General features: G+C 41.0%; 17 protein-coding genes. 10 read left to right on the top strand and 7 right to left on the bottom strand.

The window, feature by feature from the left end; translation table 11 throughout:
- Positions 1-284: 284 nt before the first annotated feature.
- Complete coding sequence (gene fdhF / locus M5U24_RS00485; RefSeq protein WP_298201292.1) at positions 285-2,975, top strand: formate dehydrogenase subunit alpha; 2,691 nt, start codon at positions 285-287, stop codon at positions 2,973-2,975.
- A 276-nt stretch (positions 2,976-3,251) separates the two neighbouring features.
- On the opposite strand, the gene M5U24_RS00480 is transcribed toward fdhF, so the two are convergent.
- From M5U24_RS00480 to M5U24_RS00465, 4 genes are all read right to left on the bottom strand, one after another.
- Positions 3,252-4,433: a DUF362 domain-containing protein gene (locus M5U24_RS00480; RefSeq protein ID WP_099326397.1), complete on the bottom strand. Its 1,182-nt coding sequence runs from the start codon at positions 4,431-4,433 to the stop codon at positions 3,252-3,254.
- A gap of 133 nt (positions 4,434-4,566) precedes the next feature.
- Complete coding sequence (locus M5U24_RS00475; RefSeq protein WP_099326398.1) at positions 4,567-4,812, bottom strand: YdcH family protein; 246 nt, start codon at positions 4,810-4,812, stop codon at positions 4,567-4,569.
- A 30-nt stretch (positions 4,813-4,842) separates the two neighbouring features.
- A complete protein-coding gene (locus tag M5U24_RS00470; protein ID WP_099326399.1) occupies positions 4,843-5,121 on the bottom strand; it encodes a peptidylprolyl isomerase in 279 nt (92 codons plus the stop codon).
- A gap of 231 nt (positions 5,122-5,352) precedes the next feature.
- Positions 5,353-5,871, bottom strand: coding sequence for a pyridoxamine 5'-phosphate oxidase family protein (locus M5U24_RS00465; RefSeq protein ID WP_099326400.1), 519 nt, complete (start codon positions 5,869-5,871; stop codon positions 5,353-5,355).
- 35 nt (positions 5,872-5,906) lie between these two features.
- On the opposite strand from M5U24_RS00465, the gene M5U24_RS00460 reads away from it, so the two are divergent.
- The 6 genes from M5U24_RS00460 to M5U24_RS00435 all read left to right on the top strand — a co-directional run bounded on the left by M5U24_RS00460 (position 5,907) and on the right by M5U24_RS00435 (position 11,542).
- A complete protein-coding gene (locus M5U24_RS00460; RefSeq protein ID WP_164995304.1) occupies positions 5,907-6,077 on the top strand; it encodes a hypothetical protein in 171 nt (56 codons plus the stop codon).
- 511 nt (positions 6,078-6,588) lie between these two features.
- Positions 6,589-7,377: a sulfite exporter TauE/SafE family protein gene (locus tag M5U24_RS00455; protein WP_099326401.1), complete on the top strand. Its 789-nt coding sequence runs from the start codon at positions 6,589-6,591 to the stop codon at positions 7,375-7,377.
- 414 nt (positions 7,378-7,791) lie between these two features.
- Positions 7,792-8,988: a sensor domain-containing diguanylate cyclase gene (locus M5U24_RS00450; RefSeq protein ID WP_099326402.1), complete on the top strand. Its 1,197-nt coding sequence runs from the start codon at positions 7,792-7,794 to the stop codon at positions 8,986-8,988.
- 308 nt (positions 8,989-9,296) lie between these two features.
- Positions 9,297-10,796 (top strand): multiheme c-type cytochrome, encoded by a 1,500-nt coding sequence (locus tag M5U24_RS00445; RefSeq protein ID WP_099326403.1) that lies wholly within the window; start codon positions 9,297-9,299, stop codon positions 10,794-10,796.
- 330 nt (positions 10,797-11,126) lie between these two features.
- Complete coding sequence (locus M5U24_RS00440; RefSeq protein ID WP_099326404.1) at positions 11,127-11,327, top strand: HicB family protein; 201 nt, start codon at positions 11,127-11,129, stop codon at positions 11,325-11,327.
- Positions 11,324-11,542, top strand: coding sequence for a type II toxin-antitoxin system HicA family toxin (locus tag M5U24_RS00435; RefSeq protein WP_099326405.1), 219 nt, complete (start codon positions 11,324-11,326; stop codon positions 11,540-11,542). Before M5U24_RS00440 ends, M5U24_RS00435 begins: the two co-directional genes overlap by 4 nt.
- A gap of 669 nt (positions 11,543-12,211) precedes the next feature.
- Here M5U24_RS00435 and M5U24_RS00430 read toward each other — a convergent pair.
- The 3 genes from M5U24_RS00430 to M5U24_RS00420 form a co-directional block, all read right to left on the bottom strand.
- Positions 12,212-12,541 (bottom strand): type II toxin-antitoxin system HicB family antitoxin, encoded by a 330-nt coding sequence (locus M5U24_RS00430; protein ID WP_164995302.1) that lies wholly within the window; start codon positions 12,539-12,541, stop codon positions 12,212-12,214.
- Positions 12,532-12,867, bottom strand: coding sequence for a type II toxin-antitoxin system HicA family toxin (locus tag M5U24_RS00425; RefSeq protein ID WP_197705238.1), 336 nt, complete (start codon positions 12,865-12,867; stop codon positions 12,532-12,534). Before M5U24_RS00425 ends, M5U24_RS00430 begins: the two co-directional genes overlap by 10 nt.
- A 65-nt stretch (positions 12,868-12,932) precedes the next feature.
- Positions 12,933-13,238: a hypothetical protein gene (locus M5U24_RS00420; protein ID WP_099326407.1), complete on the bottom strand. Its 306-nt coding sequence runs from the start codon at positions 13,236-13,238 to the stop codon at positions 12,933-12,935.
- Between the two features lie 535 nt (positions 13,239-13,773).
- Here M5U24_RS00420 and M5U24_RS00415 point away from each other — a divergent pair.
- The 3 genes from M5U24_RS00415 to M5U24_RS00405 all read left to right on the top strand — a co-directional run bounded on the left by M5U24_RS00415 (position 13,774) and on the right by M5U24_RS00405 (position 17,958).
- A complete protein-coding gene (locus M5U24_RS00415) occupies positions 13,774-14,559 on the top strand; it encodes a transposase (protein ID WP_298201288.1) in 786 nt (261 codons plus the stop codon).
- Between the two features lie 701 nt (positions 14,560-15,260).
- The gene (locus M5U24_RS00410) at positions 15,261-17,354 is read left to right on the top strand and encodes a DUF262 domain-containing protein (protein ID WP_099326409.1); all 2,094 of its coding nucleotides are present in this window, start codon (positions 15,261-15,263) and stop codon (positions 17,352-17,354) included.
- A gap of 67 nt (positions 17,355-17,421) precedes the next feature.
- A complete protein-coding gene (locus M5U24_RS00405) occupies positions 17,422-17,958 on the top strand; it encodes a toll/interleukin-1 receptor domain-containing protein (RefSeq protein ID WP_099326410.1) in 537 nt (178 codons plus the stop codon).

Below are 17,958 nucleotides of genomic sequence, written 5' to 3'. Positions count from 1 at the left end.
GCAACATGATGACTATTTGGAAATAATTTAATATTAAGGGATTTCAAGATGAATTATAAATACCTCTCTTATCTAAAACAAACCTTTTTAATTTGTTTAATGTTTTTAAAATTGAAATAAAAAGGTTCATTTTTGTATAATTAAACCTTTATGCTTTTTTAAATGTGTGGCATAATAAATTTTAACGCGTAATTTTGCAGGCGATTTAGACTTTTTGTACATTAATGCTAAACCTATTTTTTTACAAATTATATGTGAGATAGTTATAAAATGCAGGAGGAGACATGACGACAGTAATAATAGACGGGAAGCGTGTGGAGGCAGACCCTTCGCAGACGATACTGGAAGCAGCACGTCGGGTTGGGATACGGATACCGACACTATGCCATGATCCGCGGTTGAAGCCATCGGGGGCGTGCAGGATATGTGTGGTGGAAGTGGAAGGGAAGGACAATTTGGCGGCTTCGTGTGCGACGCCTGTATCGGAGGGCATGAAGGTGTCAACCCGGAGCGAAGCGGTGCTGCGTTCCCGGCGGCTGAATCTGGAATTGCTCTGGTCGAATCATCCCAATGATTGCCTTACCTGCGACAAGGCGGGGGAGTGTAGCCTGCAGAACCTGATGTATGAGTATGACGTAAAGACATCGCGGTTTGTGAAGCAGAATCCCGTGCCTGCGCCTGACGAGTCTAATCCTGCCATTTACCGTGACATGAACAAGTGCATAATGTGCGGCAAATGTGTCAGGATATGCGATGAAGTGCAGGGGCAGCATGTGTGGACGTTTTCGGATCGTGGGATAAAGACAAGGGTATCAACCGCCTTTGAGAAATCGATGCAGGACGGGGGTTGTGTGTTCTGCGGTCATTGTGTATCCGTCTGTCCGGTGGGGGCGTTAATGGACAAGCCGGTAATGAAGAAGGCGCGTTCATGGGAGACCAGAAAAGTGAGGACGGTATGTTCTTACTGCGGGGTGGGTTGCAGTCTGGTGCTCCATATAAAAAACAATGAAATATTACAAGTAACGGCGGATATAAACTCTGCGCCCAATTATGGGAGCCTCTGTGTTAAGGGGCGGTATGGATTTGAATTTTATTCAAGCAAGGATCGTTTAAAAACGCCGCTTGTGCGTGATAACATAAACGAACCGTTTCGGGAAGCAAGCTGGGAAGAGGCAATCGGCCTTGTGGCGAAGAGATTTTCGGAGATAAAGAAAAAGTACGGCCCGGATTCGTTCGGGTGTCTGAGTTCATCGAGGGGTACAAACGAGGAAAACTTTCTTGCCCAGAAATTTACACGTGTGGTAATGGGCACCAATAATATGGACAATTGTGCACGTGTATGTCATGCGCCTTCGGTAACGGGGCTGAGGGCTGCGCTTGGGAGCGGAGCGGCAACAAACTCACTGGCCGATATTGAAGGCGCTGAAGTGCTCATCGTGAGCGGTTCCAACACGACGGAAGCCCACCCGGTAGCCGCGTTAAAAATAAAAAAGGCGGTGAGGCAGAACGGAGCGAAACTCATCGTAATAGATCCCAGAAAAATAGAACTGGTCAAATATGCGGATATACACCTTCAGTTAAGGGCAGGGACAAATGTGGCGCTCATAAACGGACTCCTTCACGTAATCATAAAAGAGGGATTGCAGAATGACGACTTCATAGAAAGGCGTACCGAGAACTTTGAAATGCTGAAGCAGGTAGTAAGCAAATATACCCCTGAAGAGACGGAGGCGATTACCGGGGTCCCGAAGGAAGACATAATAAAAGCCGCAAGGATGTATGCGGGTACGAACAAGGGTATGATCATTTACGGGTTAGGGATGACGGAGCACAAGGCGGGTTCACACGGGGTAATGTCTTTGGCGAATCTGGCGCTAATAACCGGGAATGTTGGGCGTCCGAATACGGGTATAAACCCTCTGCGTGGGCAGAACAACGTACAGGGGTCGTGTGATATGGGTGCATTGCCGGACGTATATGCATGTTACCAGAGGGTGGACGATCCGGAAGCCAACCGTAAGCATGCTGAAGCATGGAAGGTAAAGAAGCTTCCGGAGAAGCCCGGTTTGAAAGAGCCGCAGATGTACCGTGCGATAGAATCCGGGGATTTGAAGGCGATGTATATAATAGGCTATGACCCGGCGATATCACAGGCGGATATAAACAAGGTAAGGGCATCAATAAGCAAGCTTGAATTTCTGGTAGTGCAGGAGCTATTCATGACAGAGACGGCGAAACTTGCGCATGTGGTATTGCCAACGAGTTGTTACTTTGAGAAGGATGGTACGTTTACCAATGCGGAGAGAAGAGTACGGAGGCTACATAAGGCTATACCGTTGCCGGAGGGAACGAAATCGGACTGGGATATTATTTGTTCAATCGCCACGGCAATGGGATACCCTATGAGTTATAATCATCCGAGTGAGATTATGGATGAGATAGCGAAGCTGACGCCTGATATGGCGGGTATTAATTACAAGCGTCTGGAGGGAGACGGGTTAGTGTGGCCTGTGTGGGACATGAATCATCCCGGAACGCCGATACTGCATAAAGACACCTTTAAAAGGGGGCGGGGGATGTTTAACGACCTGATGTATACCCCTTCAGAAGAATTGCCGGACGAAGAGTATCCGTTGTTGCTGACAACCGGTCGGCGGCTGTATCAGTATAATAATGGATCGATGTCCTTGAGGAATCCGGAGATATGCGCCATAAACTCTGAGGAGTTTATGGAAATACATCCGGCGGATGCGGCGAAACTGGATATAAAATCAGGCGAGAAGGTCAGAGTATCTTCGAGGCGTGGTTCGCTGGAAGTGAAGACGGAGGTAACGGAAAAATCCCGTTTGGGAAGCGTCTTTCTATCCTTCCATTATCCTGAAACACCGACGAATGTGTTAACTGGGCCTGGAGAAGATATGCTTGCGCTTACACCGGAGTATAAGGTGTGTGCCGTTAAGGTAGAGAAAATGTAAACAAACACTACGGTTATATTTTTGTTTCAGAGATATAGCCGCGATTGTATATATGCTTCACCAGTATATAAAGGAAACAACCCTGACAGGGTTTGGAACCCTGTCAGGGTTAAACGGTGAGGGTATTCAAATACATTTGTGAACCAGGAGTTCGGGAACGAGCTGGGGAAATGTTCAAAACCCGGTTTTTTAATTGGAATTTTGGAATTTGGAATTTGTTTCGAATTTCGTACTTCGAACTTCGGATTTTTTATTTCTTGCTTGTTTGGTTCCGGCTTAATGATAGGATTTTGTAGTAGTTTCCTGTTGCTCCGGAGGGGTATAAGGATACATTACATCTTTTACCTTTTCTCCCAAAACGGCAATGTCATTTAAATTATTAGAGCCAAGGCCGTAACTGCTTGCGAGTTGTATGTGGTTGTAGCAATTCACAAATGGAGGATAGGGGTAAGCCGTTTCCGGTGAAAACCCCATTATTGCGGTTCCTATACTATCCACTGCAACTGCATTATCGCCTGCTACCAATACCCCTGGAGTTGCGTAAGAGATGTTTTTTACCCACGGACCCTCGCCCTTATCGATGGCAGATATGCCGTCTATAAACGCAAAATCAATCGGAAAAGCCCTTGCAATATCCACTATATTATAAGGGATTTGAGTTCTTTGGTCGGGAGAGTGTACGTACTGCATGCGTGCGCCATTTCCATTTGTTCCATATTTTTGAATGGGCAACAGACCAATCATGTTTTTCAAAGACAGGGTAACTCCTGCCGAGCTGTGGACTTTTAATTTTGATACGGTGATAAGGCAATCTGTTTCGGCAATATGATTGTTCACCGCGATAGAGTTGTAAATAAGCCCTCTTTCAATGTCTACATGAGTGAAATCAGGATAAGGGTCTGCCTTATTCAGATCAATCAATGTTGCTTCGAGTTGAGAGGCAATTACGTCATATCCAAGCGCCGTGAATGCCTCCATTGTATTTGATGGATGTGTGGAGCCTTCAACGATAAATAATGAACCAGCGCCAAGATCAAGCAATACCTCTCCAAGCGCCTTCACCACCAGCGGATTTGTAACGTACGTATCGCCAGCAGGCAGGTCGAGACAATCTTTGGTTGCAACAAGATTTATTTTAAGGGATATTTTATCCCCATACGAAAAAAAGGGATTAATCTGATACAGGCTTGCAACCATTTCCCCAATACAGTTTTTAAGCTGTTGAAAGTCGTTTTTGTCGTAAGAGGTATATTTTTTAATGTATACGGAGTGTTTTTTTTGCTGAAGTCCTCCGTAACTGGTAAAAATGGTAGGAAAAGTGCTCATGGCAAATGTTCCTGCCGTTCCCTTGAGAAAATCTCTTCTGGTATAATCCTTGCATCGTACACGCATACATTTCTCTCTTTTTGGTGTTATCAGTATCTGTTTCCCGGGAAAATAACATCTCTCTGGATACATTGCATACGTCTCTTTGTGCTCCCCTATATCACAATGTAAATGTTTACAGATGGTGGACCATTTAAGGAAGCGCCTTAAAGATGTGGATAGGGAGAGGATCCTTTTATTTTCGATGATTTTGCTGTACTCATGATTAAGAAACACTATGTTTTAGAATATTGTAAAGCTCATCTTTTAAAGCAAGCCTGCGTTTTTTTAGTTCTTCAAGCGCAGTGTCCGACCGTGGTTCGATATCGTATTCAACACGGTACACCTTCCGATCGAGTTTGTGGTACTCATCAAAAAGTTTTTGAAAGTGTTCGTCAGACATTTTAAGGTCATGGATTTTGTCCCTAAATTCAGGAAATTCATTTGCGAGGGCATGGTGTTCGCTTTGCATTGTGCATCCTCTTTCTTACGTTTTAACGAATTAAGCTCGACTGGTAATTTCTATAAGGTGGTAGCCAAATTGCGTACAGATTGGTCCGTGAACTTTTCCTACTTCATCCCTGAATACTACCTGGTCAAATTCCTTAACCATTTGCCCTGGTCCGAATTCTCCAAGATCTCCTCCCTGTTTGCCTGATGGACATTGCGAATACTGCTGGGCCATTGTTGCAAATTCTTCTCCATTTTGAATTTTTGATTTAATATCTTCGCATTCCTGTTGAGTTGAAACCAGAATATGACGCGCCCGTGCTCTTACCATGCGGTACTCCTTTCGTAGTTTAAAATGATTAATTATCTGTACTATTTCACTGAAAAATTGCATAAAAGCCGAATTTTATTTCTGGCTCTCGTTCACACATGTTAGGCCAATAATTCTTTTTCCCCGGTTAAGAGCGGTGTTGAAGAAGGCCTTCAGCAACTCCACAAGGGGGATTTATGGAGTTGTTCCACACACCACATAAACTATTCATAAAAAATAGCAGTACAAATTTTAGACTATACCTGTCTTCAGGAATTTACTTACTATTTGTTTGCCAATCTCCATAATGTTAAGTTTTCCCCACGCATTCAGCTTTGACCGTTCCCTTTTAAACTCATAAACAGGAACAGAGGTTCCGCAGGAAGTCTGTGCTGAATTGATTTTAAGCAGGATAATCTGGCGTTTCCCGTGAATATGCTGAAAATGCCGGTAGTATTCGCTCCACTTCACGTCGTCTTGCCGGACCACTTCGCCTTTCCCATATAAACGAAGTATCATGGGATCTTTGTCAAAGCTGCAGAACATCATCGCCATTCTGCCATTTTCTTGTATGTTCATAGCGGTATTATTCCCACTGCCTTTCAAGTCCAGGTAAATAATCGTCTTGCGGTCTAAACACCTGAATGTATCCATGCATTTTGGAGAAATAGCAATATTGCCATTTTCAGGAGCAGTTGCAACAAAAAACATCTTCTGCCGGGAAATAAACTCTTGCAATTCCTTGTTAAGTTCATTAAAAGATTCTGACATTTCATACCTTTATTAATGACCCTGTGGAAATTACGTTGTCAAAATTTACTTATAAGACAATAAGGGAAATAACAATATGGGGAAATTGTCCAAACACACATCATCGTAATCCGGCGCAGGTAGTGACAGATTATCAAATAAAAATACTCGCCACGCACCTGATAATTATAACAGGCGCCTATTTTAAATGCGACATAAACGTATAGTTTTCTCTGTTGATACTCATAACCGCAAAACCCCGCTACAGAACCAATAGAGGGCATGCTTCATCCCAAACTCACATAGAGCTTATAATATGAAAACACCTAAAGAATAAAATATTTTTTCAGGTCTTTGAAATAGATAACAAAATATATCTTTATTTTCAATGCAAAAGAATAAAGTGGCTTGCCTTGCATTTCTTTTTACAAAAGCGGAAAACATTTTATATGTAGTAAACCAATCGATGAAATATTGGTAACTATTCAGCGTGATTTATTAAACTACCGGAGATCAGAGCGCAACTCGTTGCCAAACCTTGTACTGAACATAGTGAAGTATATGTTTGGGAACGAGCCGTGTATCGTTTACGATGAATAGTTACCCCAAATTTCAATTTTCAAATGTTCAAAACCCGTTTTTTCATTGGGATTTTGTATTTTTGAATTTGTTTCGTATTTCGTGCTTAGAATTTCGTATTTCACCATTAAATATTTTGCCGAAAAAAGAGGAAAATACATGGTTTATCTGATAATTTGCACGGTTTCACTGATAGTATCCGCCTTAACTCTCTTTTCCGGTTTTGGTTTGGGGACACTGCTTATGCCGGCCTTTGCGCTTTTTTTCCCACTGGAGGTGGCCATTGGCGCAACGGCCTTCGTCCATCTTGCAAACAATATATTTAAAGTCGTGCTGGTCGGGAAGAGGGCGGACATTCGGGTCGTACTTACATTTGCTATTCCCGCATCAGGCATGGCTATCGTCGGGGCGTTATTACTGAACTATTTCAGCGGCATGCAGCCTCTCGCCGAGTATGTGCTTGCCGGAAAAGTCTTTTCTATTACTTTTTTAAAATTGATTATCGCCGTTCTTATTGCAATCTTTGCAATCCTCGAATTGGTGCCCTCTTTTGAAACACTCTCATTCCATCCAAAATATATTCCGCTTGGCGGGATGCTATCGGGATTCTTTGGCGGATTATCCGGACATCAGGGGGCATTGCGTACTGCATTTCTGATACGAATCGGACTGAAAAAAGAGGCGTTCATAGGGACGATGGTTGTTTCTGCAGTCGTGGTGGATGTAACGCGGCTTGCTGCTTATGGGGTCACATTCTTTTCGCAAAACATTCATGTCATTCGTGGACAGATTGGGTATGGACTAATTGCGGCGGCTATTTTGACCGCATTTACCGGCGCATTTATCGGTTCGCGCCTCATAAAGAAAATTACTATGCGCACAATCAAACGTATTGTCGGGATATTATTGTTTGTGTTGGCATTCATACTGGGGACGGGGATTGTCTGATCTACATGCCCTGCTCTGTGTGAGAGGTGACCGTTTTTTGAATAATTGATGCTTTTGGCTATAGTGGGGCTTTTTTTACTATCTCCTAAGCTGGCATAGCCAGAACCAACCAGGCACGAAAATAATCCTCAGTCCTCAATCTACAACTTGCCGACTGCCGACTGCCGACTGTAGGCTGTAGGCTGTAGACTGTAGACTGCCACAACTTATCGGGAGGTTTAGATTTTGCCGATTTATGCTGAACAAATGCCGTTTTTTTATTATACTATTTTGAAATTAAGTGCTATAAGAACGTGTAACGGTTTTCAGTCCGTAGACTGCCGATTGCCGATTGCTGATTGCAGATTGCCGACGGTAGACTGATGAAGGCACAAATTAATCGATTATTGGGAGGAGGGGAGGTTTTCATATCGTATGGACATTAAAGATAAAACAAATACTGCGGGCAGTATGGACGAAATAAAGACAAAGCAACAACTGATTGAAGAGATAAAGATATTGCGTCAAAAATTGAGTGAATACGAGACGCGGCAATTAAAAGTTGAACAGGCGGAAGAAGCCGCTGCATGGGAGGCAAAAGCTAATGCAGCGCTGGTAGATTTATCAAAGGCATTGGTAAAACCGGAAAACTCAATTGAAAGTTTGTCGGCGCTTGTTTTGGAATATGCAAAATGTCTGACAAACAGTCCTGTTGGCTATGTCGGATATATTGACAAGCAAACAAACAGCTTTGTTTCTCCTGCAATAACACCCGAAGTTTCCAAAATATTTAATATACCGGAAGGAAACATCGGGGTTGATGAATTCCAGGGGCTATGGGGATGGGTGCTTGAAAACAAAAAACCTCTTCTATCAAACGACCCGTTAAATGATGCAAGGTCGGAGGCGTCATTAAATAAGAATGCATCATTAAAGCATTTTTTATCAGCGCCTGCCATGCTCGGCGAGATAATTGTAGGGCAGATAACTGTGGGTAATGCTGCAAACGGCTATTCCGGAAAAGATATTCAGTTGTTGGAACGTATTGCAATCTTATATGCCATTGCTGTCCAGCATCTGTGGACGCAAGAAGTGATTACACACATGGCGTATTTTGATGAAATTACGAACTTTCCCAATAGAAGGCTATTTAATGATCGCCTGTATGTGGCCATTTCAAATGCGAACCGGTACCGGCAAAGGCTTGCAGTAATGTTTCTTGATCTCGATGGATTTAAAGAGGTTAATGATGCCTTTGGTCACCAGACAGGCGACCAATTGCTTAGGGAAATTGCGTATAGATTAAACCAGACCGTCCGAAAATCAGATACGATTGCAAGGATGGGTGGTGATGAATTTACGGTTTTACTGACGCAGGTAGAGCATGAAAGCAATATAATAAGCGTAGCTGACAAAATACTTGAAGCGGTAAGACAGCCGGTAGTGCTCGACGGCAACACAATAAGCATTACCATTAGCATTGGAATTGCGCAGTATCCTGATAATGGCAAAGACGTGAATACATTATTAAAAAGCGCAGACATAGCGTTATACCGTGCAAAAGAATCGGGTAAAAATAATTATCAATTTTCATCTTTTAGCGAAGATTCTCTTCGCGGTGAATGCGTCTGATGCCACTCCTACAAATGCACGGTATAGCTAAAAGTATCTATTCTGTAACACTTTAGTTTTTTTGAAAAATTCAAATAATAACGATGTTTCGCCGCACGATGTAGGGGCGAAGCATTTGCTATAACCGGCACACATGCGTTTATAACCAAACATACTAATGCTTCGCCCCTACGTTTTCAAAAAATTAAATTCTTACTATATTTTCAGACAATTTAATATAGCATTTTAATATCGACCCGCCTGTGCGTTGCATCTCTCTGCGTGCGATTACGCACAGAATGATAACCATAAATAGAAGGGAGACGTCTATGAAAAAGATATCTATTTGTGCATTGCTTTTATTTTCAGTTTTTCTTCTTACTTCAAAAATATATGCTATTGGCAAATCACAACATGATTTGCCGTATGCGGTGAGCGAACAGACAAAGATATGTATATTATGTCATAAAAACGTGACACCAGGCATTGTGGAAGACTGGAAAACAAGCAGGCACTCGAAAATAACTCCAGAAATCGCCCTTAAAAAAACGGCATTAGAGAGAAGGGTTTCGAGCCAAACAATACCGGAAGACATTCGTCCGGTTGTCGTTGGATGTTATGAATGCCATAGTCAGAATATTTCACAACACAAGGACAGTTTTGAGCATTTCGGGTTTTGGATCAATGTAATTGTATCTCCAAACGATTGCAGGACATGCCATGCAGTAGAGGTAGAACAATTCTCCGGCAGCAAGAAAGCATACGCGTTGGATAATCTGCGGGAAAACCCCGTTTACCAAAAATTTGTTGATGCGATTCCGGGTATAAAAGAAGTAGGCGATAAATCAATACGATGTTTAATCCCATCGGAAAATTCAAGACGGGAAACATGCTATGCGTGCCATGGCACTGAAATAACAGTGGATGGCATGAAAGAAATACAAACAAACACTGGAAGCATTGAAGTTCCCAACCTGCAGAATTGGCCTAATCAGGGCGTAGGAAGGATTAATCCCGACGGGAGTCGCGGCGCCTGTACGGCATGCCACCCAAGACATAGTTTCTCCATTGAAATAGCAAGAAAACCATATACATGTTCACAATGCCACCTCGAACCGGATATACCGGCGTATGAAGTGTACTGTGAGAGTAAACATGGAAACATATTTCTTACAAAACAGGATACGTGGAATTGGAACAACGTTCCATGGAAGGTTGGCAAAGATTTTCAAGCCCCTACCTGTGCAGCATGCCACAATAGTTTGCTTGTCACACCCGAAGGGAAGGAAGTTGTATCCCGCACGCATGATTTTGGCTCACGTTTATGGGTCAGGATATTTGGTCTTATTTATTCTCACCCCCAACCTAAAAACGGGAAAACATATGAAATAGAAAATAAAGATGGTTTGCCTTTGCCTGTGACATTTATGAATGAACCGGCTGTGGAATATTTGATTGATGAAGAGGAACAATTACTGCGGAAAAAAGAAATGAAAAAAGTATGCAATAGCTGCCATAGCACCGACTGGGTTATGGGCCACTTTGAAAAACTCGATACAACAATAATAGAAACCGACACTATGGTTTTAAATACGACAAATCTTATGAAAAACATGTGGGATAACGGTTTTGCAGACGCATCGAATCCGTTTGATGAATTGATCGAATTGTTGTGGGTAAAAGAATGGTTCTTTTATGCAAATTCAATACGGTTTGCATCTGCCATGATAGGCGCAGACCATGCTACTTTTAAAAATGGATGGTGGCAGTTGACGGAGAATTTTCACGAAATATATGAATATTCAAAGAAATGCGAATCCGGACATTGAGCGACAAATCCGGCATGCTGAATGTTCATAACCGTAACGGCATTTGATGTACGATTTACGATGTACGAAGTACGATTTAAAAATCGTAAATCGTAAATAGTAAATAGTAAATCTAAAATCGTACATCGTTTGAGTCCAAGATGTATGCAAAGTAAGTCTTGCATGAATTATATTGAACCCCAAATGGTATATAATGCAATTGAAAACATTTTGAAATAAAATATGTGTAAAGAAGGGGTTTGAAAGACAGAAACTCGCATTTGTATCAGAGAAAGAAGTCGGAATTAAATATTTGGGTATTATTAGACTTTTAAACAGGAGGCGTAATCAATGAATATTGAATTAGAACGGGAGGAAGATGGTCGCTGGATAGCTGAAATTAAGCAATTGCCCGGAGTTGTGGTTTATGGAAGTAACCGGGAAGATGCTATTTCTAAAGTGGAAGTTTTGGCGCTTCGCGTGATGGCTGATCGGGTTGAACACGGCGATCAAATCCCCGAACTTGACGCACTTTTTGTGGCACCTGTATGAGTCAATGGCCTTCTAAAAAAGCTCGCCTTGTCCTGAGGGCGTTAATGAGACTCGGATGGAATATTAAGCGACATGACAAAACATCTCATAGGGTTCTGGAGAGGGAAGGATGGCCTGATTATGTTTTTGCCTTTCATGACAAAGAAGAAATTGGCCCTCGTATGCTTGCGAGAATTTCAAAGCATACAGGACTAACTCCAAACGACCTTTCATAAAGCACAAATTTTGCAATTTGATATTAATTTGATGAAAAATCTATGGATAAATATAGGAAATATAGGGACATTTCCCTTATTGATTGATTGATCTGGGGAAAATAAGGGAAGTGTCCCTATATTTCCATATTTCCATTTGATGAGTTGATCGAATTGTTGTGGGTAAAAGAATGGTTCTTTTATGCAAATTCAATACGGTTTGCGTCTGCCATGATAGGCGCAGACCATGCTACTTTTAAAAATGGATGGTGGCAGTTGACGAAGAATTTTCACGAAATATATGAATATTCAAAAAAATGCGAATCCGGGCATTGAGCGACAAATCCGGCACGCCGAAATGTTCATAACCGTAATGGCATTTGATGTATGATTTACGATGTACGAAGTACGATTTAAAAATCGTAAATTGTAAATCTAAAATCGTACATTGAAAACGGAAACGTTGGGAGAATTATGGACATATCCCATATTTCTTGCTTGATATGGTGGGAAAATAAGGGAAGTGTCCCTGTATTTCCTGTAAGAAGCATAGACCGGATAGTCCGACACGCAGAATATTGACAATGGGCATTTTGTCCATATTTTCTACAATTCTCTCTTCTATGGCTAACGTTGAGCTAAGCTACCGCGTGTCTTTTTGCGGTTAGCTTAAGTGACTGGTTATGTGTATTATTTGCTTAATTTTGCACTGGCAAGGCGGTTTATACTGACTCCTGCTTCTGCGGCTTGTATCGCAAGTTTTCTATGTTCTTCTGGTGGAACTCGCACCATAAACTTACCGCTATAAGTTCTATTAGCAATTGGCTCTGGTATTTCCTCACCGTTTCTTTTCATATCATCTATTACATCAGCAATAACTTTGCGTATGCCTCTTAATGCTCCCTCAGGAGTTTTTGCAAGCCAGCTTAAGCCTGGAAATTCTGCACATAATCCTACATATTCATTGTCGTCTGCCGACCATATAACACGATAAGTATAATGATCATTTTTCAGTGCCATAATTTATCTCCAATCTCCAATCTTTCAACGGCCATAAGCACTTGTTTCACTTGATATGCTTTAGCCTTTCCTTTATTATTCTGTATATTTATCCGCGGGTTATCCAGCCATGGTGTTTTATATACTCGATGACTGCTTCCCCTTTGAAGTGCGTCTCCAAAATAATTATCACAAACTGCGCAAAGATCATTGAATCTTACATTATTAGGGCTTTGGCGCATCTGTTCTAAAATATCTTTTATCTTGCTCCATTTTAAGATAGTATCATTAATGATATCATTGTCAAGGCTAGAATGTGATTGGGCATTTATATTGTTTTGACACATAACGCCGAACTAAGCGCCGGCTGGTTTTTGCCGTCCGCTTGAGCGACTTGTTACGCGGCTGATTGTCATTTGATGTTGGCAGTTATTCGCCGTTTAGATGGAATAATCTCGATCAATGATCTAAGTGCTTTGTTGACCGCTTCCGAATCAGGAAAATATTTTTTTACGTCCGGCGCCAACAGAACTGCTCCATCTTCAAGCTTAAAATACTGTACTGAGATAGTGCCATCAGCCTGATGTATCTCAACTTTATGACCCGAACGATACGCTTTGTAGTGTTTTCCCCGTACCGCTCTTTTCATACTGGGAAAATCGTATTCCGACCTCATATCTTCTTCCCTCAACGAGCCTTTAGTGGATACCTTCTTCATAAAATCTTCTTTCGCGTGCTGTTGCCTTTCTGCAATTGATAATACGTATTTTATCCTTTCGTTCCGTATGGGGGATAGGGGGACACACTTCCCATATTTTGTTTGATCTGGTAGGAGAATAAGGGACGTGTTCCCATATTTCCCCTTAATAAAGGTTAGGTTGATGTGTATGGAGAGATTCCTTCCCGTTCACTCCTCAGAATAACCAAAAAAAAGCTTGCATTCTTCTTTATTTTTGTAGTATCTTCCTTTTTAAAGCAAAAGCAATTTCCTATCATCTTGATTTCGCCAAGGGGAGAAGACAATACAGGAAGCTCTCTTCGTAACAACAAGTTCGAACATGACCATCAAATGTCCACCAGACAAGTCGGAAATGGACCGCAAGCCGAAACTCATGAACCGTCTTCGTGAAGCCCTTTCAGCAACAGCAACAGCAACTATCGCTGCACAAAGAGATAACCTTTAAAGGGGTGACATTTTTATCCTTAAATACCTATTTTTAGTACAGAAAAGAGTTGTTTAAGTAATTTTTGTTATGGCACGTGCAAATAGACATTATATCCCAAATTATGTTTGGCATATTACTCATAGATGCCATAAAAAAGAATTTCTTTTGAAATTTCTGAAAGATCGTAAGCGTTGGATGTACTGGCTGTTTGAAGCTAAAAAGAGATTTGGATTAAGGATATTAAACTATACTGTCACATCAAATCATATTCATCTATTGGTTATTGACAATGGTCGTGAGGTTATTCCGAAGAGTATCCAATTGGTAGCGGGGAGAACTGCACAGGAGTATAATCAAAGAAAAAAGCGTAAGGGTGCATTTTGGGAAGACAGATATCACGCAACGGCAATAGAAACTGACATACATTTGATAAGATGTATGATGTATATTGATTTGAATATGGTCAGGGCTGGTGTTGTAAAGCATTCGTGTGAATGGGCAATGAGTGGATATAATGAGATACAAAACCCACCGGATAGATACGCCTTAATAGACATAAAAGGCTTGATTGAATTATGTGGGTTATCCAACAAGGAACAACTGAGGCATGAATATAAACAATGGGTAGAAGCTGCCATTAATGATAATGGCCTCAGGAGAGAGTCCTGTTGGACAGCAAGTATCGCAGTAGGGAGTAGGCGATTTGTAGAAGATACGAAGGTTAAGTTAGGTTTAAAAGCACATGGACGCAAGGTAGAGGAGGGTAACGATAAGTTTGTACTTAAAGAACCGATTGTTCCTTACAAGGCTCATTTAAGTGCCAAAAAAGATCTTCTAAGGCATGAAAACATGTATTGTTGGGGGGAAACATAGTCAACGCAACAGGTTAGCTTGGTCCGACCCGATTTACCAACCCCAAAGAGGGAGTTCAATCTCTCATCAGAAAAGTAGGGGACATTATACGTAAACATGTGAGTGCTCCTATTGAAGCCTTGTTTGAAAAGCTCAACTCTGTTCTACGAGGTTGGGCTAATTATCACAGGCATGTTGTCTCATCGGAAGCATTCAGCCGTGTTGACACCTATATCTTTGAACAACTATGGCGTATGGTAAGAAGAAGGCATCAGAACAAGACCAAAGGCTGGCTAATAAAAAAGTACTGGTCAGCCGCAGGAAAACATGTCTTTTCAATCTTACACAAGTAAAAAGAGAAGACTCGAATTTTAAAAATAATTCGGGTAAGCTCTATAGGGATAAAAAGGCATATAAAGATTAAAGCAGAAGCAACTCCTTACCTTTCTGAATACAGTAATTATTTCTGGAGAAGGAGAAACAGTAAGGAATCACGTCTGCTTGGTGCGCTATCACATCGCCAATATCAGGCAATGATAGCATCGAGGTAAAACAGTCGGGTTGTCCCACAAGGGCAGCTTATTGAAATGCTTGAGCTGTATGATGGGAAACTATCACGTACAGTTCTTAGGAGGGAATCGGGCAGCAATGCCCGTGACCTATCCGGTGCGGCCAATTAAATTACGGCATAAATCAAATCCAATAATCATAAGGATAAGAATATGAAGGCAAGCGAAACAAAGGTAGAAGACTTTTTATCATCAAACAAGACACAATTCATAATCCCTGTTTATCAAAGGAATTATGACTGGTCTATCAGTCAATGCAAACTGCTACTCGATGACATTCTCGAAGTTGGTACAAACAAGAAGATGAACGCCCATTTTATCGGCAGTATCGTTTATGTTCACGATGACGTATACACGGCATCAAGAATCAAGGAACTTACCGTCATTGATGGTCAGCAACGAGTTACAACCTTGACCCTGATTTATTTGGTATTACATCGTCTTGCACAGGAACTCAAAGAAGAAAAGCTTGTTAATGAAATCAGTGAAACGTATTTAATAAACAAGTTTGCTCCTGAAGAAGAAAAGCTGAAACTCCGGCCAACAGACAATAACGATAAAGCACTGAAATACCTTTTGCGCGGCGATGCAAATGAAGAATACTCTGATTTTTCAAAACTCATTGATAACTTCAATTATTTCAAAGGCAGAATTACAGAAGATAACTATCAGATAGTATTGACTGGTTTATCAAAATTAATGTTCGTCGAAATTTCGCTTGACCGAGAAAGAGACGAGCCGCAGCGAATATTTGAGAGCCTTAATTCAACTGGCCTGGAACTTTCACAAGCTGACCTGATTCGCAACTATATTTTGATGGGTCTCAAACGAAGAGAGCAGAATAAGATTTATCAGAATTATTGGGAAGTAATTGAAAAACTTGCCAAGGATGAAATTCTTAATGTCAGCCGCGTTTCTGATTTCATCCGCGATTATTTAACAGTCGAAAATAATAATATTCCGAACAAAGGCAGAGTATATTTTGAATTCAAATCAAAGTATCCTACATCTACCCTTGAAGAATTGGAATCAAACTTATCAGGAATTAAATCATTAGGAAAGCACTATAACAAGCTGATTAATCCGAAAAATGAACCGGATAAAGAAATAAGATTGCAACTCGAATATATTAACCGCCTTGAAATTAATGTTGCCTATCCCTTTTTGATGAAGGTATATGATGATTACAGCAACTCCATAATTGACAAAGCAACATTCTTAAAGGTTTTAGATACAATCCAATCATTCACTTGGCGTCGTTTTATTGTTGGTCTCCCAACAAATGCTTTGAATAAAATATTTATGAATCTTTACGACAAGGTTGAGCGAGAGAATTATTTATATTCAATTCAAAAAGCTTTATTACAGCGGGCAGGAGTTCAAAGATATCCTAAAAATGAAGAGACCATAGATGCATTAAAAGTAAAAGATGTTTACAACATAAAGGCTAAGAACAGAATATATTTACTTGAGCGGCTTGAAAATTATGACAACCGTGAACACGTCGCAATTGATGGAAATCCAGATATTACAATTGAACATATCTTTCCGCAGAATCCTGATACCAAATGGAAAATTGAATTAGGTAATGATGAATATTCTTTCATTAAGGAAAATTATTTAAATACAATCGGCAACCTTACCCTTTCCGGCAACAATGGAAAACTTGGCAATAAGCCATTCCTCGAAAAAAGAGATAAAGAAAACGATGGTTACAAAGATAGCAGGCTGTGGCTAAACAAATATCTGTCAGTCGCAGAGAAGTGGGACAGGGCGGAAATTGAAAGACGTTTTGGCATAATTGCAGAGAGATTCTTGAAAATATGGGAGCTTCCAACCATAGCTTTTGCTGAGGATAATGGCAATAATGAAGTTAATATATTTGAGGCAGAGGACCCAAAATTCAAGAAATTGGAGTATGCCATATTTCTGGATCAAAAACTTGAAATCAGGGCGGTGTCTCAGCTTTACGTTGAAGTATTCAAACAACTCTTTGAATTACAACCTGAAACATTCTTTACATCAGACATAGGGCTGCGCATCGGCTTAACTAAAAATCCAGTCGAAGGAAGCCCCAGACAACCAATTGCCATTAACGACACGTATTTTATTGAAAGCAACTTAGACAATATAGGTAAGTTTGACAGGATTAAGCAGGCACTGACCTTGCTCAATCTTGAGGATGAATTAACAATTAAATATGCAAATGAAAACGCCGAACAAAAAAATCAACCCGACGCAGAATAGCGTCGGCGGTTTTTCCCGAAGTGGTTGCCTGCGCGGGTTATTTAAGTCGTTCTGCTGATAAATAAAAATGTCTCCATACACTACATTTGATGATATCCGTTCGATTAATGAAAAAATTGATCGAAACGTAATTATTAAAGAAGCTTATAGCCGTCAGTATCCTAGTGTGTTTCTTTCACATTCTTCCGCTGATCATGAATCTTTGCCTGCTGTAATAAAAATACTCGAGAACCATGGTGGAAGAGTCTATATAGATGATGGTGATCCCAGGTTATCAGGAAAGGTAAACCCTAATACAGCCGAAGTCCTGCGTGAAACAATTGGTAAGTGTAGCAAATTGGTCGTATTAGTAACAACAAACACGAAAGACAGCCGCTGGGTGCCTTGGGAATTGGGTCTTGGAGATGGGAAAAAATTTCAAAGTAGCATAGCCATTTTCCCAGTCGTAAAGGATTCGTTGACAGAAAGCTGGCATGAGCAGGAATATCTTGGATTATATAAAAGAATAGTGTGGTCAAAATTTAAAGGTAAAGATAAGAGTGAATGGATGGTTTGGGACCATAACGATAACACAGCCACTGGCTTGGGAGAATGGCTCCGTTAG

This window comes from Candidatus Kuenenia sp., assembly GCF_027493735.1.
In the GTDB taxonomy this organism is placed as follows: Bacteria; Planctomycetota; Brocadiia; order Brocadiales; family Brocadiaceae; genus Kuenenia; species Kuenenia stuttgartiensis_A.
This window is presented reverse-complemented; position numbering and strand designations above follow the sequence as displayed.

Coding starts and splice junctions, on each gene's coding strand:
- M5U24_RS00480 (WP_099326397.1), bottom strand. CDS start 4,433: ATGTATCCAGAGAGATGTTATTTTCCCGGGAAACAGATACTGATAACA.
- M5U24_RS00455 (WP_099326401.1), top strand. CDS start 6,589: ATGGTTTATCTGATAATTTGCACGGTTTCACTGATAGTATCCGCCTTA.
- M5U24_RS00425 (WP_197705238.1), bottom strand. CDS start 12,867: ATGTGTCAAAACAATATAAATGCCCAATCACATTCTAGCCTTGACAAT.
- M5U24_RS00445 (WP_099326403.1), top strand. CDS start 9,297: ATGAAAAAGATATCTATTTGTGCATTGCTTTTATTTTCAGTTTTTCTT.
- M5U24_RS00415 (WP_298201288.1), top strand. CDS start 13,774: ATGGCACGTGCAAATAGACATTATATCCCAAATTATGTTTGGCATATT.
- M5U24_RS00465 (WP_099326400.1), bottom strand. CDS start 5,871: ATGTCAGAATCTTTTAATGAACTTAACAAGGAATTGCAAGAGTTTATT.
- M5U24_RS00470 (WP_099326399.1), bottom strand. CDS start 5,121: ATGGTAAGAGCACGGGCGCGTCATATTCTGGTTTCAACTCAACAGGAA.
- M5U24_RS00420 (WP_099326407.1), bottom strand. CDS start 13,238: ATGAAGAAGGTATCCACTAAAGGCTCGTTGAGGGAAGAAGATATGAGG.
- fdhF (WP_298201292.1), top strand. CDS start 285: ATGACGACAGTAATAATAGACGGGAAGCGTGTGGAGGCAGACCCTTCG.
- M5U24_RS00410 (WP_099326409.1), top strand. CDS start 15,261: ATGAAGGCAAGCGAAACAAAGGTAGAAGACTTTTTATCATCAAACAAG.
- M5U24_RS00405 (WP_099326410.1), top strand. CDS start 17,422: ATGTCTCCATACACTACATTTGATGATATCCGTTCGATTAATGAAAAA.
- M5U24_RS00435 (WP_099326405.1), top strand. CDS start 11,324: ATGAGTCAATGGCCTTCTAAAAAAGCTCGCCTTGTCCTGAGGGCGTTA.
- M5U24_RS00475 (WP_099326398.1), bottom strand. CDS start 4,812: ATGCAAAGCGAACACCATGCCCTCGCAAATGAATTTCCTGAATTTAGG.
- M5U24_RS00430 (WP_164995302.1), bottom strand. CDS start 12,541: ATGGCACTGAAAAATGATCATTATACTTATCGTGTTATATGGTCGGCA.
- M5U24_RS00450 (WP_099326402.1), top strand. CDS start 7,792: ATGGACATTAAAGATAAAACAAATACTGCGGGCAGTATGGACGAAATA.
- M5U24_RS00440 (WP_099326404.1), top strand. CDS start 11,127: ATGAATATTGAATTAGAACGGGAGGAAGATGGTCGCTGGATAGCTGAA.